The sequence below is a fragment of the Marinobacter sp. ES-1 genome (genome assembly GCF_000475255.1).
GTDB classification, from domain to species: domain Bacteria; phylum Pseudomonadota; class Gammaproteobacteria; order Pseudomonadales; family Oleiphilaceae; genus Marinobacter; species Marinobacter vinifirmus.
The window spans coordinates 114,830-138,126 of record NZ_AXBV01000041.1 but is presented as its reverse complement, the minus strand read 5'-3'; the positions used below and the strand labels follow the sequence as shown (position 1 = coordinate 138,126).

25 protein-coding genes are annotated in these 23,297 nt (G+C 60.1%); 13 read left to right on the top strand and 12 right to left on the bottom strand.

Going from position 1 to position 23,297, the window contains the following annotated elements; translation table 11 throughout:
• Positions 1-68: 68 nt before the first annotated feature.
• From infA to Q668_RS08260, 8 genes are all read right to left on the bottom strand, one after another.
• On the bottom strand, positions 69-287 hold the full coding sequence (infA, locus tag Q668_RS08295; RefSeq protein WP_014421226.1) for a translation initiation factor IF-1: 219 nt from the start codon (positions 285-287) through the stop codon (positions 69-71).
• An 81-nt stretch (positions 288-368) separates the two neighbouring features.
• Positions 369-1,082 (bottom strand): arginyltransferase, encoded by a 714-nt coding sequence (locus tag Q668_RS08290; RefSeq protein ID WP_022989145.1) that lies wholly within the window; start codon positions 1,080-1,082, stop codon positions 369-371.
• The gene (gene aat, locus Q668_RS08285; protein WP_022989144.1) at positions 1,083-1,796 is read right to left on the bottom strand and encodes a leucyl/phenylalanyl-tRNA--protein transferase; all 714 of its coding nucleotides are present in this window, start codon (positions 1,794-1,796) and stop codon (positions 1,083-1,085) included.
• Positions 1,797-1,811: 15 nt separating this feature from the next.
• Entirely contained in the window at positions 1,812-2,765 is a 954-nt protein-coding gene (trxB, locus tag Q668_RS08280; RefSeq protein ID WP_022989143.1) for a thioredoxin-disulfide reductase, read from the bottom strand.
• A 54-nt stretch (positions 2,766-2,819) separates the two neighbouring features.
• A complete protein-coding gene (locus tag Q668_RS08275) occupies positions 2,820-3,731 on the bottom strand; it encodes an AAA family ATPase (protein WP_022989142.1) in 912 nt (303 codons plus the stop codon).
• 7 nt (positions 3,732-3,738) lie between these two features.
• Entirely contained in the window at positions 3,739-4,644 is a 906-nt protein-coding gene (locus Q668_RS08270) for a carbon-nitrogen hydrolase (protein ID WP_022989141.1), read from the bottom strand.
• Positions 4,641-5,693 carry an agmatine deiminase family protein gene (locus Q668_RS08265; RefSeq protein ID WP_264629989.1) on the bottom strand — a complete coding sequence of 351 codons (1,053 nt, stop codon included), beginning with the start codon at positions 5,691-5,693 and terminating at the stop codon, positions 4,641-4,643. The genes Q668_RS08270 and Q668_RS08265 overlap by 4 nt, the downstream gene beginning before the upstream one ends.
• Positions 5,694-5,796: 103 nt before the next feature.
• Positions 5,797-6,099 (bottom strand): hypothetical protein, encoded by a 303-nt coding sequence (locus tag Q668_RS08260; RefSeq protein ID WP_022989139.1) that lies wholly within the window; start codon positions 6,097-6,099, stop codon positions 5,797-5,799.
• 273 nt (positions 6,100-6,372) lie between these two features.
• On the opposite strand from Q668_RS08260, the gene Q668_RS08255 reads away from it, so the two are divergent.
• Together Q668_RS08255 and Q668_RS08250 are read left to right on the top strand one after the other, a co-directional pair.
• On the top strand, positions 6,373-7,617 hold the full coding sequence (locus Q668_RS08255) for a lipoprotein-releasing ABC transporter permease subunit (protein ID WP_022989138.1): 1,245 nt from the start codon (positions 6,373-6,375) through the stop codon (positions 7,615-7,617).
• Entirely contained in the window at positions 7,610-8,320 is a 711-nt protein-coding gene (locus tag Q668_RS08250) for an ABC transporter ATP-binding protein (RefSeq protein WP_022989137.1), read from the top strand. Before Q668_RS08255 ends, Q668_RS08250 begins: the two co-directional genes overlap by 8 nt.
• Here the strand turns inward: Q668_RS08250 and Q668_RS08245 are convergent.
• Positions 8,308-8,853: a DUF2062 domain-containing protein gene (locus Q668_RS08245; RefSeq protein WP_022989136.1), complete on the bottom strand. Its 546-nt coding sequence runs from the start codon at positions 8,851-8,853 to the stop codon at positions 8,308-8,310. The two genes, Q668_RS08250 and Q668_RS08245, sit on opposite strands and share 13 nt — an antisense overlap.
• Before the next feature lie 140 nt (positions 8,854-8,993).
• Here Q668_RS08245 and Q668_RS08240 point away from each other — a divergent pair, with 140 nt between their 5' ends.
• The 9 genes from Q668_RS08240 (at position 8,994) to murB (ending at position 17,822) form a co-directional block, all read left to right on the top strand.
• The gene (locus tag Q668_RS08240; protein ID WP_081697570.1) at positions 8,994-11,372 is read left to right on the top strand and encodes a DNA internalization-related competence protein ComEC/Rec2; all 2,379 of its coding nucleotides are present in this window, start codon (positions 8,994-8,996) and stop codon (positions 11,370-11,372) included.
• A 72-nt stretch (positions 11,373-11,444) separates the two neighbouring features.
• The gene (locus tag Q668_RS08235; protein WP_022989133.1) at positions 11,445-12,071 is read left to right on the top strand and encodes a MotA/TolQ/ExbB proton channel family protein; all 627 of its coding nucleotides are present in this window, start codon (positions 11,445-11,447) and stop codon (positions 12,069-12,071) included.
• A 5-nt stretch (positions 12,072-12,076) separates the two neighbouring features.
• Positions 12,077-12,502, top strand: a complete 426-nt coding sequence (locus tag Q668_RS08230) for an ExbD/TolR family protein (protein ID WP_022989132.1) — start codon at positions 12,077-12,079, stop codon at positions 12,500-12,502.
• A complete protein-coding gene (gene msbA, locus Q668_RS08225; protein ID WP_022989131.1) occupies positions 12,499-14,271 on the top strand; it encodes a lipid A export permease/ATP-binding protein MsbA in 1,773 nt (590 codons plus the stop codon). Before Q668_RS08230 ends, msbA begins: the two co-directional genes overlap by 4 nt.
• Entirely contained in the window at positions 14,268-15,329 is a 1,062-nt protein-coding gene (lpxK, locus tag Q668_RS08220; protein ID WP_022989130.1) for a tetraacyldisaccharide 4'-kinase, read from the top strand. The genes msbA and lpxK overlap by 4 nt, the downstream gene beginning before the upstream one ends.
• A complete protein-coding gene (locus Q668_RS08215; RefSeq protein WP_022989129.1) occupies positions 15,322-15,510 on the top strand; it encodes a Trm112 family protein in 189 nt (62 codons plus the stop codon). Before lpxK ends, Q668_RS08215 begins: the two co-directional genes overlap by 8 nt.
• 17 nt (positions 15,511-15,527) lie before the next feature.
• Complete coding sequence (gene kdsB / locus Q668_RS08210; RefSeq protein WP_022989128.1) at positions 15,528-16,313, top strand: 3-deoxy-manno-octulosonate cytidylyltransferase; 786 nt, start codon at positions 15,528-15,530, stop codon at positions 16,311-16,313.
• Positions 16,306-16,797, top strand: a complete 492-nt coding sequence (locus Q668_RS08205; protein WP_022989127.1) for a low molecular weight protein-tyrosine-phosphatase — start codon at positions 16,306-16,308, stop codon at positions 16,795-16,797. Before kdsB ends, Q668_RS08205 begins: the two co-directional genes overlap by 8 nt.
• A complete protein-coding gene (murB, locus tag Q668_RS08200) occupies positions 16,794-17,822 on the top strand; it encodes a UDP-N-acetylmuramate dehydrogenase (RefSeq protein ID WP_022989126.1) in 1,029 nt (342 codons plus the stop codon). The genes Q668_RS08205 and murB overlap by 4 nt, the downstream gene beginning before the upstream one ends.
• 72 nt (positions 17,823-17,894) lie before the next feature.
• On the opposite strand, the gene Q668_RS08195 is transcribed toward murB, so the two are convergent.
• Positions 17,895-19,628, bottom strand: a complete 1,734-nt coding sequence (locus Q668_RS08195) for a proline--tRNA ligase (RefSeq protein ID WP_022989125.1) — start codon at positions 19,626-19,628, stop codon at positions 17,895-17,897.
• A 123-nt stretch (positions 19,629-19,751) separates the two neighbouring features.
• Between Q668_RS08195 and Q668_RS08190 the strand changes: the two genes are divergently transcribed.
• The gene (locus tag Q668_RS08190) at positions 19,752-20,375 is read left to right on the top strand and encodes a TetR/AcrR family transcriptional regulator (protein WP_022989124.1); all 624 of its coding nucleotides are present in this window, start codon (positions 19,752-19,754) and stop codon (positions 20,373-20,375) included.
• Here Q668_RS08190 and Q668_RS08185 read toward each other — a convergent pair.
• Positions 20,363-20,860 carry an Lrp/AsnC family transcriptional regulator gene (locus tag Q668_RS08185; RefSeq protein ID WP_022989123.1) on the bottom strand — a complete coding sequence of 166 codons (498 nt, stop codon included), beginning with the start codon at positions 20,858-20,860 and terminating at the stop codon, positions 20,363-20,365. The genes Q668_RS08190 and Q668_RS08185 overlap by 13 nt on opposite strands.
• A gap of 137 nt (positions 20,861-20,997) precedes the next feature.
• On the opposite strand from Q668_RS08185, the gene leuA reads away from it, so the two are divergent.
• Complete coding sequence (leuA, locus tag Q668_RS08180) at positions 20,998-22,692, top strand: 2-isopropylmalate synthase (RefSeq protein ID WP_022989122.1); 1,695 nt, start codon at positions 20,998-21,000, stop codon at positions 22,690-22,692.
• A 106-nt stretch (positions 22,693-22,798) separates the two neighbouring features.
• Here the strand turns inward: leuA and Q668_RS08175 are convergent, their stop codons facing one another.
• On the bottom strand, positions 22,799-23,008 hold the full coding sequence (locus Q668_RS08175) for a cold-shock protein (protein WP_022989121.1): 210 nt from the start codon (positions 23,006-23,008) through the stop codon (positions 22,799-22,801).
• Positions 23,009-23,297: the final 289 nt, after the last annotated feature.

The window sequence follows — 23,297 nt, the reverse complement described above, 5'->3', positions numbered from 1 at the left end:
CGCCATGCCTGGCGCACCAACAAAAAAGCCCCGCACTTGCGGGGCTTTTCAGATGTCACTCGAGCAGATTAACGGGCGCGGTATACGATGCGGCCCTTGCTCAGGTCATAGGGAGTCAGCTCAACCTTGACCTTGTCTCCGGTCAGGATGCGGATGTAGTTCTTGCGCATTTTTCCTGAGATGTGGGCAGTCACAACGTGGCCGTTGGACAGCTCAACGCGGAACATGGTGTTGGGAAGGGTGTCGATAATAACGCCTTCCATTTCAATGACATCTGATTTCGCCATTCAGTAGAAACCTCGTTCGGAATGCTTTTCGGTGATTTTAAATTGCGCAATTCTGCCTGAATTCTTGCCGTTTGGCAAAAGTCAGTCTGATTGCAGTTCTCGCCAGTGCCCGTCGCGTAGCGCTTCGATGGGTTTGAAACGGGTTTTGTAGTTCATTTTACGGCACTCCCGGATCCAGTAACCCAGGTACAGATGGGGCAGGCCGCGGCGCCGGGCTTCTTCAATCTGCCAGAGCACGGCAAAGGTGCCCAGGCTCCGGTCTTCCAGCTCCGGAGCAAAAATGGTGTAGATGGCGGACAAGCCGTCATCCAGCAGGTCGACCGCCGCCAGGCCGGCCAGTTCGTCTCCCAGGGAAATTTCCAGGAACCAGGAGTCGGTGGCGCCGTCTACCAGGAACGATGTGAACTGCTCCCTGGAGGGAGGGTACATATCGCCATCGCGGTGGCGCTCTTCAATGTAGTGGGCGTACAGCCGGTAATAACGCTCGCTGAACGCGGCGGGCACCAGGCGGCACGACAAGTCTTCATTCTTACGCAAGACACGGCGCTGGTTACGGTCCGGCTGGAACTGATCTACCTTCAGGCGTACCGGCACGCAGGCATTGCAATGTTCACAATGGGGGCGGTAATAGTGGGAGCCACTGCGCCGGAACCCCAGCGCAGTCAGTTGGCTGTAGAGTTTCTTGTCGACGTTGGCCCTTGGGTCCACAAACATGGTGGTGGCTTCGCGATCCGGCAGGTAGCTGCAGTCGTGGGGCGGCGTTGCGAAGAAGACCAGCGTTCTGAGATTGCTCATTCATTCCTCCGGCCCGGGCCAGCGCCAGTTGAAGGCCCAGTCTTCCTTTTCCGGTTTTTGATCCACGTACTTCCCGAGTATAGATAAAAACTCGTCCCTGGGAATAGTTCGCGCTCCCATGCTGAGCAGATGGTCGCTCTCGACCTGGCAATCCATCAGTCTGTAGCCCCATTGTGCCAGCTGACCGGCCAGGTGCACCATCAAAACCTTGGAAGCATTGGTTTCCAGGGAAAACATGGATTCACCGAAGAAGCAGCGCCCCAGGGCAATGCCGTACATGCCCCCGGCCAGCTCGCCGTTGCGGTTCCAGACTTCGATGGAGTGTGCGGTGCCGTGCCGGTGCAGGTCGGTATAGGCCTGGATCATGTCGTCGGTAATCCAGGTGCCTTCTGCGCGGGTGGTGGCACACAACCGGATGATGCGGCTGAAGCATCGGTCTGCGGTAACCTCGAACCGGTGCTGGTTCAGGGTGCGGCGCAGGCTGCGGGACACGTGGACTTCGTCCGGAAACAGGACGCAACGGGGATTTGGGGACCACCAGAGAATGGGCTGGTCGTCGCTGAACCAGGGGAAGATGCCGTTCCGGTAAGCCAGCAGGAGCCGGCCCCGGGACAGGTCGCCACCCACGGCGAGAAGACCGTCCGGATCGTCCAGTGCTTCGTCGGCCGGAGGGAACCAGAGTTCCTCCGGTTCCAGCCAGGGTAGAGAGGTCATTCAGTGTCGGCCGTTTTAGTCCTGCTGGTCCAGGAATTTCTCGGCATCCAGGGCGGCCATGCAGCCGAAACCGGCGGAGGTAACAGCCTGGCGGTAAACGTGGTCGGCTACGTCGCCGGCGGCGAATACGCCTGGAATGCTGGTCTGGGTGGCCATGCCGTTCAGGCCGGACTGGATACGCAGATAGCCGTTGTCCATGTCGAGCTGGCCTTCGAACAGGCTGGTGTTCGGCTTGTGGCCGATGGCGATGAATACGCCGGCCAGGTCGATGTCCCGGGTGCTGCCGTCTTCGGTGCTCTTGATGCGCATGCCGGTTACACCGGTGCCGTCGCCCAGTACTTCATCCAGGGTGTGGTTCCAGACGATCTTCACGTTGCCGTTCTCGGCCTTTTCGAACAGCTTGTCCTGCAGGATCTTCTCGGAGCGCAGCTTGTCACGGCGGTGCACCAGAGTCACTTCATCGGCAATGTTGGACAGGTACAGGGCTTCTTCAACGGCAGTGTTGCCACCACCGATCACAGCGACTTTCTGCTTGCGGTAGAAAAAACCGTCGCAGGTAGCGCAGGCTGATACGCCCTGGCCCTTGAACTTCTCTTCGGATTCCAGGCCCAGGTACATGGCCGAGGCGCCGGTGGCGATGATCAGGGCGTCGCAGGTGTACTCGCCGCTGTCGCCCTTGAGGCGGAACGGGCGGTTCTGCAGGTCGGCTTCGTTGATGGTGTCGTACACGATGCGGGTTTCGAAACGCTCGGCATGCTTCTGCATGCGCTGCATCAGTTCAGGGCCCTGAACGCCGTCGTTGTCGCCCGGCCAGTTGTCCACGTCTGTGGTGGTGGTGAGCTGTCCACCCACTTCAATGCCGGTAATCAGGGTCGGGTTCAGGTTGGCGCGGGCGGCATAGACTGCTGCGGTGTAACCTGCGGGGCCGGAACCAAGAATGATCAGTCGGGAGTGCTGTGTTTCGCTCATGGGAATCTCGCTGGTATGTGATATGTAATCTGGATGTATGAGGCCGGAGCCGGATTATTCAAGTACCGAGACCGTGGTCAGCAGCTGTCGTACCCGCTCCTTGCTCTTACCGGATTCGCCCTGCTCAAGCCGGTGCTCGGCCACGGAGGGGAACACTGCCTGGACGTCGTCTGGCAGCACGTGGTCACGCCCCGCCATCAGGGCCCAGGCCTTGGCGGCCCTCAACAGCCCGAGGCCGGCTCGCGGCGACAGGCCGTAGACCAGGCCTGGCATGCGCCGGCTTTGTTCAAGCAGTCGCTGCAGATAGTCCAGCAGGGCAGGGCTGGCGCTCACTTTTTCAACAGCGGCCTGAGCCGCTTCCAGTTCAGGTTGGGGCAGTATGGCCTGCAGCCGCCCGGTGATGGCCCGGCGGTCTTCGCCTTCCAGTAGCTCCCGCTCGGCTTTCGGGTCCGGATAGCCCAGCTGCAGGCGCATCAGAAAACGGTCGAGCTGGGATTCTGGCAGCGGAAAGGTGCCGCCCTGTTCAATGGGGTTCTGGGTGGCAATCACAAAGAACGGAGAGGGCAGTGGCCGGGTTTCGCCTTCAATGGATACCTGGCGCTCTTCCATGGCTTCCAGCAGCGCACTCTGGGTGCGGGGCGAGGCCCGGTTGATTTCGTCTGCCAGTACCACCTGGGCAAAGATCGGGCCCGGGTGAAACACCAGGCTGCCGGCCTCACGGTCGTACATGGAGTAACCCAGAACATCCGCGGGGAGCAGGTCGTTGGTGAACTGGATGCGCTGATAGCTCAGCCCCATGATCTTAGCCAGCGCATGGGACAGTGTGGTCTTGCCCATGCCCGGAATGTCTTCGATCAGCAGGTGGCCGCGGGCCAGCAGGCCACACAGGGCCAGGCGGATCTGGTTGTCCTTGCCCAGCAGAATCTTGTTGAGCTCGGCAACCACGCTGTCCATTTTCTGTTTCATGCAGGCCTCAGTCCCGTACCCGTTTGAGAATGTCGTCGTAGGCATCAATGCGCCGATCCCGAAGATACGGCCAGATACGCCTGACGGATTCAGTCCGGTCGCGGTCCAGCGTGGCGGTCAGAATACATTCGCTTTCATCGTCGGCCCGGGCCAGGAATTCGCCCTGGGGCCCGCAGATAAAGCTGTTGCCCCAGAAGCGGATGCCGTCGCCCTGGCCGGACGGGTCGGGTTCAGTGCCCACACGGTTGGGGGCAATCACCGGCAGGTTGTTAGCCACCGCGTGGCCCCGCTGAACAGTTACCCAGGCTTCCAGCTGGCGGGCCTGTTCGTCGGCTTCGTCGGTAATGTCCCAGCCGATGGCCGTGGGATAGATCAGGATTTCCGCGCCGGCCAGCGCCATCAGGCGGGCGGCTTCCGGGTACCACTGGTCCCAGCACACCAATACCCCGAGCTTTCCGACGGAGGTATTGATCGGGGTAAAGCCGCTGTCGCCATTGTTGAAGCGGGCGTCGCCCGGGGTGAAATAGAACTTTTCGTAGAAGCCCGGGTCGTCCGGGATGTGCATTTTCCGGTAGATCCCGGCCAGGCTGCCGTCGGTATCAAACACCACCGAGGTGTTGTGATACACCCCGTTCATCCGGCGCTCGAAGATAGAGCCTACCAGCACAATGCCCAGCTCCCTGGCCAGTTCCGACAGGCGGTTGCTGGTGGGGCCGGGAATGGGTTCGGCGAGTTCGAAAACGGCGGTGTCTTCGGTCTGGCAAAAATACAGGGTGGCGTGCAGCTCCTGCAGTACCACCAGTTGCGCACCCCCGGTGGCGGCTTCCCTCACCAGTTTTTCGGAGGTTGCCAGGCTGGCGGCTTTGTCGTTACTGCACTTTTGCTGGATAGCAGCGATTTTCAGCTGGGTCATAGGGAAACGACTCCGGCAGGAATCTGCATGGTGACACAGTGCAGGCTGCCATGCTGGTGGATCAGTGGGCGGCAGTTAACGGGAATGATTTCCCGCTCCGGGAAGATCTCACCCATGATGCGGATGGCTTCCGGATCTTGCGGCACATCGTAGACCGGCAAAAGAACTGCATCGTTGATAATCAGGAAGTTGGCATAGGTGGCCGGCAGGCGCTCGCTCTCTTCGTCATAGATGGCATCGGGCCAGGGCAGTGCAGTCAGCTTGTAGGGGCTGCCATCCTGCTGGCGGAACTCCTGCAGTTCCTCTTCCATGGCGGCCAGGGCGCTGTAGTGTTCGTCTGCCACATCCGGACAGGTGACATAACAGATGTGGTCCGGGGCGCAGAAGCGGGCGAGGGTGTCGATGTGGCTGTCGGTGTCGTCGCCGGCCAGGTAGCCGTGGTTCAGCCACAATATGCGGTCTGCGCCCAGTAACTCGGAGAGCCGATGTTCGATGTCTGAGCGATCAAGGTCCGGGTTGCGGGTGGGGGTCAGCAGGCATTCGCTGGTGGCCAGGATGGTGCCCTGGCCGTCAGACTCAATGGAGCCGCCTTCCAGGACAAAATCCACCGCTTGCATCGGTGTCTTGCCGAATACGCCTGCATTGGCCAGGTGTCGGTTGAGGGCGTTGTCTTTCTCCCAGGGGAATTTGCCGCCCCAAGCGTTGAAGCTGAAATCCAGAAGCGTGGCGCTGTCAGCATCGGTAACGGTAATGGGGCCGTGGTCCCGTGCCCAGGTGTCATTGGCCGGGGCCGGTACGGCCACAACGCGGCCGGGGAGATGGTTGTCTTCAGCGTACTGGTTCAGTTCCTGCCCCAGCTTTTGCAGCCCGGCCACAAACTCGCAACTGATTACCAAATGTTCAAAGCGCAGTACCGCTTTGGCGATGTCGAGGAAGACCTGTTCTGCATCTGCCATCATCCGGGCCCAGTCGGTTCCGGGGTGAGGCCAGGTCAACATTACTGCGCTCTGGGGAGCCCATTCCGCAGGCAACACTCGTCTGGAAGTCACTGTTATCTGCCACCTTGGTTCGCAAAAAGCAGTCATTCTATCTGACCGCTAAGGCAACGTCAGGACATGGGCAATGAAAAACCGGTGTATTGCCCCCGGCCGGTTATTTGCGGCGCTTCATGACCGCATGGATAACCCGGTCGTGTTCCAGGTACACCACGAAGTCCTGGTAGTGCCACTGGGTAATCGGTGGCTGGCCAACCGGGCCCCGAATCTCCATAGGGGCACCCCAGCGACTTTGCACGGAACCCCCGGTCATGCCGTTGGCCGGCATTTTGACAAGGCTCCGGTCGGCCTGGCTGCCAACCGGGACGGTCAGTTGTTCTGCGTGGGCCTGGGGCAGGGCTGCAACCGCCACTGCTGCGGCCATGGTAAAGGCAGCGACCAGGTTCCGTTTGTTGTTCATAGATGGCTCTCCACTGATGCCGGAATGCTGTGGTGTGTCCACGGAATGTGTATAAAACGTAATATCCCGAAAATATTAGCAAAAGTCAGTATATTTTCGAGAGTTTATCCGGTTTGCCCCCGTGTTTTCAGTCATTGGATCACATCGGGGGCAAATTTGCGGGCAGGCTGCCGGCCATGGTGCGGCGGGTGGTGCGGTTGCAACGCATTTTGATCCAAGGCGATAATGCGCGCCGGCATCTACCCCTCTGAAAGTGGCGACAGGCACCTCCTAATGTTCAGACCCTTATCGTTTTATATAGGCCTGCGATACACGGCCGCCAAACGGCGCAATCACTTTATTTCCTTTATTTCCCTGACCTCCATGATCGGCCTTATGCTGGGTGTGGCGGTGCTGATTATTGTGTTGTCGGTGATGAACGGCTTCGACCGGGAGCTCAAGCAGAGAATTCTCGGCATGGTGCCCCACGCGACCATTCAGGGCGCCAATGGCCCGCTGGAAGACTGGCAGCAGGTTGACCAGTTGGTGCAGGAACACCCCAGGGTGCTGGCGGCTGCGCCGTTTATCCAGGGGCAGGGCATGGTGACCGGTGGCGGCAATGTGCGCGGGGTGATGCTCAGCGGTGTTCTGCCGGAAGAAGAAGCCTCGGTTTCGATTATCGAGAACCACTTTATTGAAGGTGGGCTGGACGATCTCAAGTCCGGTGAATTCGGCATCATTATCGGCCGGTTGATGGCAAACAGCCTGCGGTTGGCGATTGGCGATAAGCTGACGGTGGTGTTGCCGGAAGCGTCGGTGACTCCGGCCGGTGTGTTGCCCAGGCTCAAACGCTTCACCGTGAAGGGTATTTTCAGTGTCGGCGCAGAACTCGATGGCAACTACGCCCTGATCCACATGGACGATGCTGCGCGACTGATGCGCACCGGTGGCAAGGCGGAAGGTGTGCGCTTGCTGGTGGATGATCTGTTTGCCGCGCCCCGGGTGGTTAACCAGGTGGCCCAGGAGCTGGGTGGCCGCTATTACGTATCCGACTGGACCCGCACCCACGGCAACCTGTTCCAGGCTATCCGCATGGAAAAAACCATGATCGGCTTGTTGCTGATGTTCATTGTGGCGGTGGCTGCCTTCAATATTGTGTCCACCCTGGTGATGGTGGTAACGGATAAAACGGCCGACATCGCCATTCTGCGCACCATGGGGGCCACTCCGGGCCGGATCATGCGCATTTTCATTATCCAGGGGGCGGTAATCGGCGTGTTCGGTACGCTGGTCGGCACCACCCTGGGCGTGCTGGGCGCACTCAACATCAGCGGCATTATTGCCTGGCTGGAAAGCGCCATGGGGCACCAGTTCCTGAGTGCGGATGTGTACTTCATCAGCTATCTGCCATCGCAGTTGCAGTGGCAGGATGTGTTTCTTATCAGCGGTGCCGGCCTTGCCATGAGCCTGCTGGCAACGATTTACCCGGCCTGGCGTGCATCGCGGGTCGAACCGGCGGAGGCTTTGCGCTATGAGTGATGTCACAGCGAACGAGGCAGGCAAGCCTCTGGTGATCGACTGCCGGCAGGTAACCCGAACCTACAGTGAGGGCCCGGAGAAGCTCACGATTTTCTCTGACATCTCGCTGGAGGTGACGCCCGGAGAAACCGTTGCCATTGTCGGTAGCAGTGGCGCTGGCAAGACCACCTTGCTGAACCTGCTGGGTGGGCTGGACAAGCCTTCGTCCGGCCAGATCGAGATTTGTGGCCAGAACATTCACAAACTCTCGGAAGCCGGCCGGGCCCGCTTCCGTAATCGCCATCTGGGGTTTGTGTATCAGTTTCATCACCTGTTACCGGAATTCTCCGCACTGGAGAATGTGATGCTGCCCTGTGTGTTGGGTGGCTTGTCGCCGGCCCAGGCCCTTCCGAAAGCCGAAGCGCTTCTGGGGCGTGTGGGCCTGGCTGAGCGGCTTCGTCATAAGCCGGGTGAACTGTCAGGCGGAGAGCGCCAGCGCGTGGCCATTGCCCGTGCCCTGGTGAACGAGCCGGATTGCGTGTTGATGGACGAGCCTACCGGTAACCTGGACCAGCACACCGGTGAGGGGGTTCGGGCTTTGATCGAGGAGCTGCGTGATCAGTCCGGCATCGCGTTCATCATGGTGACACACGATATGACCATGGCCCGGAGTCTGGGGCGGGTGTTGCGCCTGGAACAGGGCCGGCTGGTTCAGGAAGTCTGATTGCCGGGCGCGCGGTCAGCGCGCCTGGCTGTGCGTCTCTGGCGCCAGTCGGTGCGGATTTTTCGCCGCCACAGGTACTGGATGCCCAGATAGGCGAGGCAGGCACAGAGGGTGGCGATGATCAGTGATCCCAGATACAGCGGAATGCCGATGTCCACCAGGCGGTGGCTGATCCAGTGCCAGGTAAGTTCGAATTCAAAGTCGAGCACCGGGCGATCCAGCAGCCAGGCCCCGAGTTTGTAGTTGAAATAGAACATGGGCGGCATGGTCAGCGGGTTGCTGATCCACACCAGTGCCACTGACAGCGGCAGGTTGGCGTTGATCCAGATGGCACAGAAGGCCGCGGCCAGCATCTGGAAGGGCATAGGAATAAAGCAGAACCAAACGCCGACCAGGAACGCCCGTGCTACGCAATGCCGGTTGATGTGCCACAGGTTGGGTTCATGGAGGATATCGCCCAGAAAGTGCAGCGAACGCATGGCGCGCACTCTCTCGGGGCTGGGCAAATACCGTTTCATGAACTTCTTCGGCATTGGAAGTTCGGCCTGTTGCGTTGCAGTGAAACACCACTGACAAACGGAAATTGTCAGCTTTTACCAGAGGAGGACAGGGAGTGTCCGGGCAAGTTCATAACGGCTGTGAGCGCATAAAACCGGCGCTGGCCGCATCCTGCATGGTCGCCTTCTCTAGCGGCGTTATCTTACTGTATTGGCTGACAGTCTTACCACCTTATACATGGTTGTTTGTGCTTACCTTCATGGTTGGTGCCGCCGCGTTTTGGGGGCGGGGCAGCCGGTTCTCCAGTCTCTGTTTATTGCTCTGTTTCGGGTTGCTGGGCTTGCTCTGGGCCACCTGGCACGCCGATGGGCGCCTGGCGGAGCGGTTGCCCCAGGGGCTTGAGGGCGAGCAGGTGACAGTCTCCGGTCATCTGTGCAGCCTTCCTCAACCGGGCAGCTTTGGCAGTCTCCGTTTCAATTTCTGTGTCGAGCGCTGGCACGAACCTGCGACATTGCCCGAAGGCACCCGCTTGCCGGAAACCCTGCGGCTGGCCTGGTACGGGCGTGACGGTAAAGACCTGCCTGATCACCGGCTGCGCCTGGAAGTTGTCCTCAAGCGCCCCCACGGCAACCTGAACCAGTCCGGCTTTCGCTACGAGGACTGGCTGTTCCGGAACGGCTTCCGGGCCACGGGCAGCGTCAAAAGTGTTGCCCCGGAGCCCGGGCTTGCCTGTGGCTGGCACTGCGAATACCGGGCCTGGCACCAGTCGGTGGCGGCTGTGGTGGAAGACTGGTTTGGTGAGGCAGAACAGTTTCCCCTGATTGCATCACTGCTGATCGGTAACCGCGGGCATCTGGAAAACGCCCATTGGGAGACCCTGAAAGCCACCGGCACCATTCACCTGGTGGCTATTTCCGGCCTGCATCTGGGTTTGGTGGCGGTAGCCGTGGGGTTGCTCGGGCGCCGGCTGTTGTTGCTGGTGCCATCCGGGTGGGTGTCCGTTCATCAAGGCCGGGTGGCGGTGTTTGCGTTGGTGATGCTGTGCAGCCTGGCCTATGCCCTGCTGGCGGGGTTTACGGTACCTACCCGCCGGGCCCTGATCATGGTGGTTGTGGGTGGCGGGTATCTGTTGATGGCCCGGGAAGCCAGTGCCTGGCAACCCTTTGTGGCGGCGCTGTTCCTGGTGTTGCTGCTGGATCCATTTGCGCCGCTGGATCAGGGCTTCTGGCTTTCCTTTGGTGCGGTGGCGGTGTTGTTGCTGGTGTTTGCCGGCAGGGTGTCGGCTCCGGGCTGGCTGAAAGGCCTGGTGCTCGCGCAATTTGCGGTGTTCGCCGGTTTGTGGCCGGTTCTGTCGCACTTCGGCCTGGGCCAGCCGGTGGCTGGATTGCTGGCCAACCTGTTGGCCATTCCCTGGGTGTCCCTGGTGGTGATGCCGGTGTTGTTTGTGGGTGCATTGCTGTCGGTGCTGTCCGGCGGCGGGTTGTCGGGCTTCGCGATGGTGCTGATGGACGGAGCACTGGCGTTGCTCTGGGGCTGGCTTGAGTGGGTCCAGGTGCTGGACTGGCCTGTGCCCGGAGGAGGCAAGGTTGCGCAATCCGGCTTGCTGGCGCTGGTGGTGGTTGTCATGATTCGGCTGCCGATGCCCGGGTTCCGGCCCGCGGCATTCGCTGCCATCGCCTTATGGAGTCTTGCGGCGCTGTACCATCGCGACCCGGTGAACTCGTCAGTGGCGGTTCCGGAAATTCGCATCCTGGATGTGGGGCAGGGGCTGTCAGTTCTGATCCGGGTGGATGACAAGGTTCTGCTCTATGACACCGGCCCGGAGGTGAAAGGCGTGTTTTCTGCGGCCGATTCGGTGTTGATACCGGAGCTGAGCGCCCGGGGTATCCGGCGGATAGACCACCTTGTGCTGAGCCATGCCGATAACGACCATTCCGGCGGCTTGCCTGTGTTGCTCGATACCTTCGATGTGGTGCGGATATCCAGCGGTGAAGCCGGGGAGTTATCCGGGAGTTTGGACGGCCTGCGCCTTGTGCGTGACTGCCCGGCAGTCGCTGAGCACTGGGGAGGTCTTGAGCTGGCATTCTGGCAAGCGCCGGATGCAAGGGCGGGTAACGATGCATCCTGTGTGCTCCGGGTAAGCCATGGGCTGTCCGATACCGAGATCTGGCTGACCGGTGATATCAGCGACGGGGTAGAAGCCCGGATGCTGGCGGACCCGGAGCTGGACTGGTTCAACCGGCAGCCGGCCCACCGCCTGGTACTGGCACCCCACCATGGCAGCAAAACCTCGTCGTCAGAAAGCTGGGTTGAGACTCTGCGGCCCGACCAGGTCATCTACACCGCCGGATATCGCCATCGTTTCGGACACCCCCATCCGGAGGTGACGGCCCGCTATCGCCAGGCCGGAGCCCGGGCGTTGAATACAGCCTGTTCCGGTCAGATTGCCATTACCTTGCCGGCGACAGGCCCGGAAATCGAAGAAATCCGCCATTCCGCACCCTTCTGGGTAGCCGCTCCGGGCCTGGCCCGTGACCAATGTAATATACCGTGACATTCCGGGTGTGGCCTGCACCGGCAGCTATGCTAAAGTAGCGCGGCTTGTAATTAATCAGGGAGATCAAGCGTGTTCGAGCTGTTGAAAGCCGGTGGCATCCTGATGGTGCCTATTGTTGCCTGTTCCATTCTGGCCCTTGCCATCGTTCTGGAGCGATTCTGGTCTTTGCGTGCTTCCCGCGTAGCGCCGCCGCAATCGATCAATGAGCTCTGGCGCTGGATCAAGAAAAAAGAGCTTAACGGTCGCAAGCTCAAAGCCTTGCAGGGCTCCTCTCCGCTGGGCCGGGTTCTGGCCGGTGGTCTGATCAATGCCAAGCATGGCCGTGAGGTCATGAAAGAAAGCATCGAACACGAAGCCAGCCAGGTTATCCACGAGCTGGAACGGTTCCTGAACCCGCTGGGAACCATTGCTACCATTACCCCGCTGCTGGGTCTGTTGGGGACGGTTATCGGTATGATCAAGGTATTCGCCGAGATCCAGCTGGCCGGTGTCGGTAACGCAGGCAACCTCGCAGGCGGTATTTCCGAAGCCCTGATCACCACGGCTGCAGGCCTGAGCGTTGCTATTCCGGCACTGATCTGCCATCGCTATTTTATCCGCCGCGTTGACGAGCTGGTGGTTAACATGGAACAGGAAGCCATAAAGCTGGTGGAAGTGGTTCATGGTGACCGTGAAATCGACGTGGAAGGAGCCTGAACACAGTGAAGTTCAAGCGCCAACGAAGCCAGGAAGTCGGGGTAGACCTGACGCCACTGATCGACGTGGTGTTTCTGCTGCTGATTTTCTTTATGGTATCCACCACCTTTACCCGGGAAAGCCACCTGGAAGTGGAATTGCCGCAAGCCAGTGGTGATCCGGCAACGCCGTCTGAAGTGCGCCAGATTGACGTGGTGATCAATGCCGAAGGCCAGTACATCCTGAATGACAGGACACTGGTGAACAACCGGCGCGAGACCCTGGAGCGGGGTGTCAGGGAACTGGCTGAGGGAGATAGCAACCTGCCGTTTATCATCACGGCAGATGCCCGTACTCCCCACGAATTTGTTGTGCGCGCCATGGATGTGGCCGGTCGCCTGGGGTTTGCGAAACTGAGCATAACCACAGAGCGGGAGGCTGACAGCCAGTGATCGATGTAAGGCCGGAACCGCTCAAAGCTCCGCCGGTTGGAAGCTGGACAACCTACAAGCGCCTGCTCACCTACGTAAAACCTTTCTGGCTGGCCTTTTCGCTGGCGGTGCTGGGCAACATTATCTACGCGGCGGCGTCTACCGGTATGGCGGCAGCCATGGAGTATGTGATCACCGCCATCGAAAACCCCACCGACCAGAACCGGATGCTCCTGACCGGCCTGATCGTTGGTGTGTTTGCCCTGCGCGGCCTGGGTACCTTCTTCAGTCAGTATTTCATCAGCTATGTGGGCCGTAATGTCATCAACGCCCTGCGTAACGATGTCTTTGGCCGGCTGATGACCCTGCCATCCCGTTACTTCGACGACAACGCCGCCGGCCGGCTGGTGTCCAAGCTGACGTTCAACGTGGAGCAGGTGGCGGAAGCGGCTACCAATGCCATCACCATTACCCTGCGCGAAGGCCTGACCATTGTCGGCTTGCTGGGCTTCATGCTGTATACCAACTGGAAACTGACCCTGGTGTTCCTCACCGTGGGGCCGGTGATCGGATTCGTGGTCAGCTATGCCAGTAAACGCTTCCGCCGGATCAGCAAGCGCATTCAGGGCTCCATGGGCGATATTACCCACGTGGCCTCGGAATCCATCACCGGTTACCGGGTGGTACGTACCTTTGGTGGCGAAGACTACGAGCGGGAGCGTTTCCGTGATGTCAGCGAGCGCAACCTGAAACAGAGCCTGAAAATGGCTTCTACCCAGGCCATCAGTGTGCCGGTGATCCAGGTGCTGGTGGCGGTTGCCATTGCGGCCCTGGTCTGGACCATGCTGGCCCCGGAAATTCGCGGTGAAATGACCACCGGACAACTGGTTGCTTTTATCACTGCAGCAACCACCATGGCGAAGCCGATCCGCCAGGTAACTTCGGTGCACGCCAAGATCCAGAAGGGTGTGGCCGCCGCCTACGACGTGTTCGAAACCATGGACGAACAGCCGGAAGAAGACCGTGGCGGATTCGCGCCGGAGCGGGTGGAAGGCCGTATCGAGTTTGACCAGGTATCTTTCCGCTACCGCGACCAGCTGGATAACGTACTGGAAGGCATTTCCCTGAGCATTCCGGCGGGCCAGAGCGTTGCCCTGGTCGGGCGCTCCGGCAGTGGCAAGTCCACACTGGTGAGTTTGTTGCCCCGGTTCTACGAGTTCACCGGCGGTGATATCCGCATCGACGACCATTCCCTGAAAGAATTCTCCCTGCAGGCGCTGCGTTCGCAGATTGCCCTGGTTAACCAGAACGTGGTGCTGTTCAACGACACCATTGCCGCCAACATTGCCTATGGCGCGTTGCGGGATTGCAGCCGTGAGGAGATTCGGGAAGCAGCGGCCAAGGCCCATGCCCTGGAGTTTATCGACCGCATGCCGGAAGGGCTGGATACCATGATCGGCGATAACGGTGTGATGTTGTCGGGTGGTCAGCGACAGCGGCTGGCCATTGCCCGGGCGCTGCTGAAGAACGCGCCGATCCTGATTCTGGATGAGGCCACTTCGGCGCTGGATACAGAGTCTGAGCGGCATATCCAGGAAGCGCTGGAAACGGTCATGGAAGGGCGGACAACGCTGGTGATTGCGCACCGCCTTTCCACTATCGAGAAAGCCGACCGGATCCTGGTGATGGACAAGGGCCACATTGTTGAATCCGGTAACCACGATGAACTGCTGGCGGCCGATGGCGCCTATGCCCAGCTGCACCAGATTCAGTTCAGCGAGCAGGCATGAGTACCAGCCTGGTCGATCGGCTTTGGTACGGGCGGGGCAGGCCACTGGCCCTGCTGGCGCCACTGGCCTGGCTGTACCGGGCGGTGTCGGAATCCCGGCGCCGGAAGGCCTGGCAGGCCCGTAACGAATCCCTCCCGGTACCCGTGGTGGTGGTGGGTAACATCACCGCCGGTGGCACCGGCAAGTCGCCCCTGACCGCCCGGCTGGTGCAGCGCATGAAGCAGGAAGGCTGGAAACCGGTCATTCTGAGCCGGGGCTACGGCGGCAAAAGCAATCACTACCCCCTGTTAGTCAGTGAAGGCACTTCGCCGGGTGTGAGCGGTGATGAGCCCCTGATGCTGGCCCAGGCAACCGGTTGCCCGGTGGTGGTGGACCCGGAACGGTGCCGGGGCGCTGCCTGGGCACTGGAGAACGGCCTGGGTGACGTGCTGATCTGCGATGACGGACTGCAGCACTACCGGCTGCCCAGAGATATCGAGCTGGCGGTGTTCGACGCCCGGCGGGGCATCGGCAACGGTGCGATTATACCGGTAGGCCCGTTGCGGGAGCCGGTCGAGCGCCTGGGCAGTGTCGATTTTGTCATCCTTAACGGCGCCGGATTCCCTGAAGCAGGAGAGACCCTGGACAGCTTTGCCGGCGTTGACCATCCGGACATCCATGCCATGGAGCTGGTGCCGTCGGGCCTGGTGAACCTGAATTCCGGTGAGACCGTGCCCCCGGAAAAGCTGAAAGGCAAACCGGTACGGGCGGTAGCAGGTATCGGCAACCCCGGGCGATTCTTCGACACGCTTCGTGGCCTGGGTGCCCACGTGAATGAAGTGCCATTTCCTGACCATCACCATTTCCGCCCGGAAGACCTGGCCTCCGGTGCCCTTGAGTGGCTGGTGATGACCGCCAAGGATGCGGTGAAATGCCGTGGCTTTGCGCCAGACAACGCCTGGGTGTTGACGGTAGAGGCCCGGGTATCGGAACCTTTTGAACAACGTTTTATCGAGCGGCTCAGGGAGTGTTCCGGGCAGCTGAAACCACATGATACCGAGAGATCTGACCATGGATAAGAAACTGCTGGGCCTGCTGGCCTGCCCGGTCTGCAAGGGTGAACTCAAGCTTAACGAAGCCCGCACCGAACTGATCTGTTACCAGGATGCCATGGCATTCCCGATCCGTGAGGGTATTCCGGTGATGCTGGCGGTTGAGGCACGGACACTGAGCACCGACGAACGTCTCGACAAGCACTGATCTGTACGGGGTAGTCCATGTCTTTCACCGTTGTTATCCCGGCCCGTTACGCTTCCAGTCGACTGCCCGGCAAGCCCCTGGCGATGATAGCCGGCAAGCCGATGATCCAGCATGTGTGCGAACGCGCGGCAGAAAGCCGTGCCAGCCGCGTGGTGGTTGCCACCGATGATGCCCGCATTGAAGAAGCCTGCAGGGGGTTCGGAGCCGAGGTGGTGATGACCTCACCGAACCACGCCAGTGGCACCGACCGGCTGGAAGAAGTGGCCCGCAAGCTTGGGCTCGATGCCGACCACCGGGTGGTGAATGTACAGGGCGACGAGCCGCTGATTCCGCCGGCCCTGATCAACCAGGTGGCAGAGAACCTGGAGCTGTACCCGGAAGCCGAGATCGCTACGTTGTGCGAGCGGCTCCACGATGCCCGCCAGGTTTTTAATCCGAATGTGGTGAAAGTGGTGTTCGACGCCCGTGGTATGGCCCACTATTTCAGCCGTGCGCCCATTCCCTGGGCCCGGGATTTCTGGCCGGCCAATGCGCCAGCGGTGGATGTAGACCTGCCCGATGGTGTGGGTTATTTTCGCCATATCGGCATCTATGGTTACCGCGCCAGCGTGTTGCGGCAGTTCGTCACCTGGCCGCCTGCGCCTACCGAGCAGGTTGAAGCGCTGGAACAACTGAGGGCGCTGTACAACGGTGCCCGTATCCATGTGGACATTGCCGAGCGGCCACCGGCAGCCGGCGTGGACACCGAAGAAGACCTGGCCCGGGTTCGGGCATTGCTTGAAGCGGGAGGGCGCTATGTCTGATGCTGCATCCGGAAAAGTCAGCGTTCTGTTTGTCTGCCTGGGTAACATCTGCCGCTCGCCGAGCGCGGAGGGCGTGTTCCGGCAACTGGCCGCAGAGCAGGGCTTGCTCGAAAGCCTGCATATTGATTCCTGCGGCACCGGTAACTGGCACATCGGCAAGGCCCCGGATGCCCGCGCCACCGCCGCAGCGGAGCGTCGCGGCGTCGATATTGCGGAGCTTCGGGCGCGGCAGATCCAGGCCGAAGATCTTGACCGGTTTGACTATGTGCTGGTGATGGACCGTTCCAACCTGGCCGATGTAAGGGATATCTGGAACCAGAACGGTGGCACAGAGCCCCGGCTGTTCCTGGAGTTCGGTCGATCCGGCCATGCCGAGGTGCCAGACCCCTACTACGGCGGTGAGGACGGCTTCGAGCAGGTGCTGGACCTGATCCATGAGGCCAGCGAAGGCCTGCTGGAATCCATCCGGGAGCGGCTGGCTTGAGCCGACTGCCCGAGATCCGTGAGCAGGTCAGCCTGCAAGGCCTGAACACCATGGCAGTGCCGGCTAAGGCCCGTTATTTTGCGGACATTACCACCGCCGACGAGCTTGAAGCGGCCCTTGACTGGGCCCGGGAGAAGGGCCAGCAAACGCTGGTACTCGGTGGTGGCAGTAACCTGGTCTTCGCCGGGGACTTTGACGGTCTGGTGCTGCACATGGCGCTCCGGGGTCGTACCTGGGAGCAGGTGCGGGAAGCTGACGCGGTACTGGTATTGGCGGCCGGGGAAAACTGGCATGATGCGGTGCTGTATGCGGCCCGCTCCGGTTACCGGGGTATCGAAAACCTGGCACTGATTCCGGGAACCGCCGGAGCTGCGCCTGTCCAGAACATTGGCGCCTACGGTGTGGAGCTGTGCGACACCCTGAAAACGGTCACGGCCCTGGATTGCACGACCATGGAAGTGGTCGAGTTACCGGCAGCCGACTGCGAGTTCGCCTACCGGGACAGCCTGTTCAAGCATCAGCCCGGTCGTTACATCATTCTTGAAATCCGCCTGGCCCTGTCCCGAACCGAGCCGATAAAGCTCGGTTACCGTGACTTGCAGGAGTACCTGGGAAGCGAGGACACCGATCAACTGACGCCCCTGGCTGTGGCAGAAGCGGTGATGGCCGTTCGCCGCCGAAAACTGCCGGACCCGGCGGTACTGCCCAATGCCGGAAGCTTCTTCAAGAATCCGGTGGTCAGCCAGGCGCAATTTGAAGACATTGTTAGCCGTTTTCCGGACGTGGTGTCCTACCCGGTCGCTGAAGGCGTCAAACTGGCGGCAGCCTGGCTGATCGACCAGGCCGGCTGGAAGGGTTACCGAAACGCAACGGTCGGTGTGCATAACCGCCAGGCCCTGGTATTGATCAATCATTCCGGGGGCAGCGGGCAGGACATCCTGGCACTGGCGCAGGAGCTGCGGGAATCGGTGCGGAACAAGTTCGGGGTGGAGCTGGAGCAGGAACCGGGTATCGTCGGTAACTGAGGCTTTGTTGCAGTGTTACCTGCCTTCAGCGAGCGGCCAAGCCGGCCACCCACCAAAGACCGGGCAGGCGGGTCAGAGCCCGCCTTTGGGTGAGGCCTTCACCAGGAAGGGCAGGGCTTCTTCCAGGGCAATATCCTGTTTATCTTCATCGCGACGGCCCTTGTATTCCAGGGTACCGGCCGCCAGGCCCCGCTCGGAAACCACAAACCGGTGCGGAATGCCCATCAGCTCCATGTCGGCAAACTTCACGCCCGGGCGCTCGTTCCGGTCATCCAGCAACACATCGTAGCCAGCCTGGCGCAGTTGTTCGTAAAGCTTGTCACCGGCTTCGGCTACTACCGCGTTCTTGTGGGCGTTCAGGGTGACGATAGCTACTTCGAACGGAGCAATGGCGTCGGGCCAGATGATGCCCTTGTCATCGTGGTTCTGCTCAATGGACGCCGCCACGATGCGTGATACGCCGATGCCGTAGCAGCCCATCTCCATGATCACGGCCTTGCCGTTCTCGTCCAGTACAGTGGCATTCATGGCCTGGCTGTACTTGTTGCCCAGCTTGAAGATGTGGCCCACTTCGATACCGCGGCGGATCTCCAATGTGCCCTTGCCGTCCGGGCTCTGGTCACCTTCCACTACGTTGCGCAGGTCTTCCACCCGGCCCAGGGCTACATCACGCTCCCAGTTCACGCCCGTCAGGTGATAGTCATCTTTGTTGGCACCACATACGAAGTCCGCCAGGTGGGCGGCACTGCGATCGACAATGACCGGCACCGGCAGGTTAACCGGGCCGATGGAGCCGGGATTACAACCAATGGCTTCCACGATTTCTTCATCGGTGGCCATGGTCAGCGGTTCGGCAATGCCGGCCAGGTTTTCAGCCTTGATCTCGTTCAGGGTGTGGTCGCCGCGCAGGATCAGCGCTACCAGGCCGGATTCACCGTTCTCGTCGGTTTCGCCTTTTACCAGCAGGGTTTTCACACTGCGCTCTGCCGGCAGGCCCAGGAACGTAGACACCGCTTCAATGGTTTTCTGGCCCGGGGTATGTACTTCCTGCATGGCTTCGCCAGGTGCCGGGCGTTCGCCTGCCGGAGCCATGGCCTCGGCTTTCTCGATGTTCGCGGCGTAGTCGCTTTCGGTGCTGAACACGATGGCATCTTCACCGGAGGAGGCCAGCACGTGGAACTCGTGGGAAGCGCTGCCGCCAATAGAACCGGAATCCGCCTGCACCGGGCGATAATCCAGGCCCAGCCGATCAAAGATGTTGCAGTAGGTCTGGTGCATCAGCTGATAGGTATCATCCAGGGACGCCGCGTTCACGTGGAACGAGTAGGCGTCTTTCATGATGAATTCCCGGGCGCGCATTACACCGAAACGCGGGCGGCGCTCGTCGCGGAACTTGGTCTGGATCTGGTAGAAGTTGGCCGGCAGTTCCTTGTAGCTCTTGAGCTCGTTACGGATCAGGTCGGTGATGACTTCTTCATGGGTCGGGCCGAAGCAGAAATCCCGGCCATGGCGGTCGTTCAGGCGCAGCAGTTCGCCGCCGTACTGCTCCCAGCGGCCGGATTCTTGCCACAGTTCCGCAGGCTGAACGGCGGGCATCAGCACTTCCTGGGCACCGCTCTTGTCCATTTCTTCACGAACAATCCGCTCTACCTTGCGCAGGGTACGCAGCCCCATGGGCAGCCAGGTGTAAAGGCCGGCGGCCAGTTTGCGGATCATGCCGGCGCGCAGCATCAGCTGGTGGCTGATGATCTCGGCATCGGCGGGGGTCTCTTTCTGGGTGGCAATCAGGTAGCGGCTTGCTCGCATGGTGTCTTCCGTTTTTTGAAATCCGGGGTTAAGACTAATTGGCAGGTCTGTTGGCCTGACTCTGCCTTTCTTTGTCGTAAAGTGGGCGTTATTGTACGGAGCCTGCTGCACAAGGTACAGATAATGACTGACGAATCTATCGACGTAACACCACGCCGAAAGCCCGTACAGGCCCGGAGCAGGGAGCGTGTAGACGCCATCTTGCGGCATGCCGCTGCGATCTTTCACGAGAACGGGGTAGACGGCACCAGCATGTCGGCCATTGCCCGGCAGTCGGACATGTCGCTCGCTTCCCTTTACCGGTATTTCCCGAACAAGGCGGCCATCGTCCACGCCATTGCCGAAGGCCATGTGGAGAAAATGGAACGTGCACTCCGGGAGAAGCTGCCGAAACTTGGCCTGGATGAGGCCATCGAAGTGCTGATCGAGCAGTTCTACACCTTCTACCGCACCGAGCCTGCCTATTCGGCCATCTGGAGTGGCGTTGAAGCCATGCCCGAGTTGCGGGACCTGGACCTGCGCGAGCTCTACAACAACGCCAGTGACCTGGATGCACGCCTGCAACAGGAATACCCCGACCTGCCGGATGACCGCCGCTGGAATGCCAGCCTGTTACTACCGCGGGCGGCCGGGTCCCTTCTGCGCCTGGCAGCGACACTGCCGGACCAGCAGGGCCGGCAACTGGTCGGTGAACTGAAAGTGATGACCCAGGCCTATGTGGCTGAGCTGACCCATCAGGAAAGGTAGCCCAGTGGCAGGGCTGTGCTGTCGATTACCCGCCGCAGAACAAAGCTGGAATGTACGCCACTGACCCCCGGGATACGGGTAATCCGGTTCAGCAGGAACTGGTGATAGTGGTCCATGTCCGGCACCACAATCTTCAGCATGTAATCGGCGCTCTGGCCGGTAATCAGGTAGCACTCCTGGACTTCCGGGTAGTCGGCAACCTGTTCCTCGAAGGCGGCAAACCGCTCTGGTGTGTGCCGGTCCATGCCGATCAGGATAATCGCCGTCAACGCCAGCCCCAGTTTCTTGTGATCCAGGATGGTCACGGTGCGGATGATGATTCCCGCTTCCTCCAGGGCCCTGACTCGGCGCAGGCAGGGCGACGGCGATAACCCCACCTTTTCGGCCAGCTGTTGATTGGTCAGCGAACCGTCTTTCTGCAATTGTTCGAGGATTTTTCGGTCTGTTTTGTCGATTTGTATCAGGGTCTTTTCTTTTGTGGGCATTTTATTCTTCATAACCTTTAATGATGGCAATTATATGGCGTAAAGTTAGTGAAGGCGCCCCGAAATAGCAACCAAATAGCGTCATAGCGGCGTTAGAATAGTGTCATTACACAGACCCGTGAAAGGAATTGTCAGATATGGCCTTTGATCATCGTAAATACGTTGCCTTCAAGCCGGTTGCCAAGAAAGACCGCCGCTGGCCCGACCAGGTTATCGAAAAAGCCCCCACCTGGTGTGCCGTTGACTTGCGGGATGGTAACCAGTCCCTGATCAAGCCCATGTCCGTTGCCCAGAAGCAGCGTTTGTTCGATTTGCTGGTCAAGCTTGGCTTCAAGGAAATCGAAATCGGTTTCCCGGCGGCCAGCCAGCCGGACTTCGATTTCTGCCGCAAGCTGATCGAGGAAAACCGCATTCCTGAGGATGTGAAAATCCAGGTGCTGACCCAGGCCCGCCCGGAACTGATCGAACGCACCTATGAAGCGCTGGCAGGTGCGAAGCAGGCGATTGTGCACGTGTACAACTCCACCTCTACGGTCCAGCGGGAGCAGGTGTTCGGCCTGGATCGTGACGGTATCCGCGAGATTGCCGTAAATGGCGCCACCCTGGTGAAAGAAATCGCGGCTCGCCACCCGGATACCGACTGGACCTTCCAGTATTCGCCCGAGAGCTTTACCGGCACCGAGCTGGACTTTGCCGCGGAAGTGATCAATGCAGTCACCGACGTCTGGCGTCCGGACCAGGGCCAGCCAGTAATTATCAACCTGCCGGCCACGGTGGAGATGTCCACGCCCAACGTGTTTGCCGACCAGGTAGAGTGGATTTGCGAGAACATTCGCTACCGCGAGCACATCAGCATCAGCCTGCACACCCACAACGACCGGGGTTGCGCGGTTGCCGCCGCGGAGCTGGGTGTCATGGCCGGCGCTGACCGGGTGGAAGGCACCCTGATGGGCAATGGCGAGCGCACCGGTAACATGGACCTGGTGACCATGGCCATGAACCTGTACTCCCAGGGCATCGACCCGACCCTGGATTTGTCCGGCATGGCGGAAATCACCGAGGTGGTAGAAGCCTGCACCGAGATTTCCACTCATCCGCGCCATCCGTATGCCGGTGAGCTGGTATTTACCGCCTTCTCCGGCAGTCACCAGGATGCGATTCGCAAGTGCCTGGCACGGCGTAAGGAAGGCGACGTCTGGAACGTAGCCTACCTGCCGATCGACCCGTTCGACGTGGGCCGCCGGTACGAAGAAGTGGTGCGTATCAACAGCCAGTCCGGTAAGGGTGGCGTTGCCTACGTGCTGGAGCGGGACTATGACATTACCCTGCCGCGCTGGTTGCAGATTGAGTTCAGCAAGGTGGTGCAGCGTGAGGCCGAAACCAATGGTGGCGAGATCGATTCCCACACCATTCACCGGTTGTTCGAAGACCGCTATCTGAAGGTGTACGGTGACTGGTCATTGCGTTCGTATGACCTGCACCGGGACGAAGACGGCGTGCGTGCAGAAGTGGTTGTAGGTGGCGAGAAGGCACCGGTTACCCTGGAAGGGCGCGGTTTGGGGGCAGTAGAAGCGGTGTCGGACGGCCTGGCCAAGCGCTTCGGTGTAACCGTCGCCGTAGAGGCCTATGACGAGTTTGCGCTGGGTGAGGGCACCAACGCCAACGCACTGGCGTGTATCCGTCTGACAGCCAATGGCCAGCACTGCAGCGCTGCTGCCCTGGCGGAAGACACCACCTCGGCGACCCTGCAGGCCCTGTTCTCTGCTGTGGCCCAGGCCGTAGGTACGGAAATGCCGGCAGCCAAGGCGCCGGAACCGACTGAAACCGCCTGACTCAGTTGGTGATGAGCTAACCAGAACGCAAGAAGGCCGGCAAATTTGCCGGCCTTCTTGTTTTTCCGTCTGCCCGTGAGGGGCATCCGGCGGGGAACGCGCGCCCTTACAGAGGGGTTACGTTTTCCGCCTGCGGGCCTTTCGGGCCCTGGGTAACGGTAAACTGTACCTGCTGGCCTTCAGCCAGGGTACGGAAACCGTTTGAGTTGATTGCACTGTAGTGAACGAAAACGTCACTGCCGCCTTCCTGGGCGATGAAGCCAAAGCCCTTGGATTCGTTGAACCACTTCACGTGGCCGGTTTTGGTATCGGACATCGATCTTTCCTGTCTTACTGAAATTTGCCCTCACGGGACCTTCATTTTTGCACTTAGGCAGTTATGAGCTGAAACATCCGGAGCGTACTGAGGAAGGGGCAACGAAAAGCCGGGGCAGGACGTTGGAACGCATTCGCCAAATACCGCTGCAGAGGTTCACAGCAATTTTCAGTATAGACCGAGTTTGTGGGGCGTCAATTATTTTCTGAAGATTGATTTTCTTGTTTTTGGTGATAAAAAACAATGAGTTGTAATTAAAATGACATCAAGGCCTGTTCCGTCGGGAGCA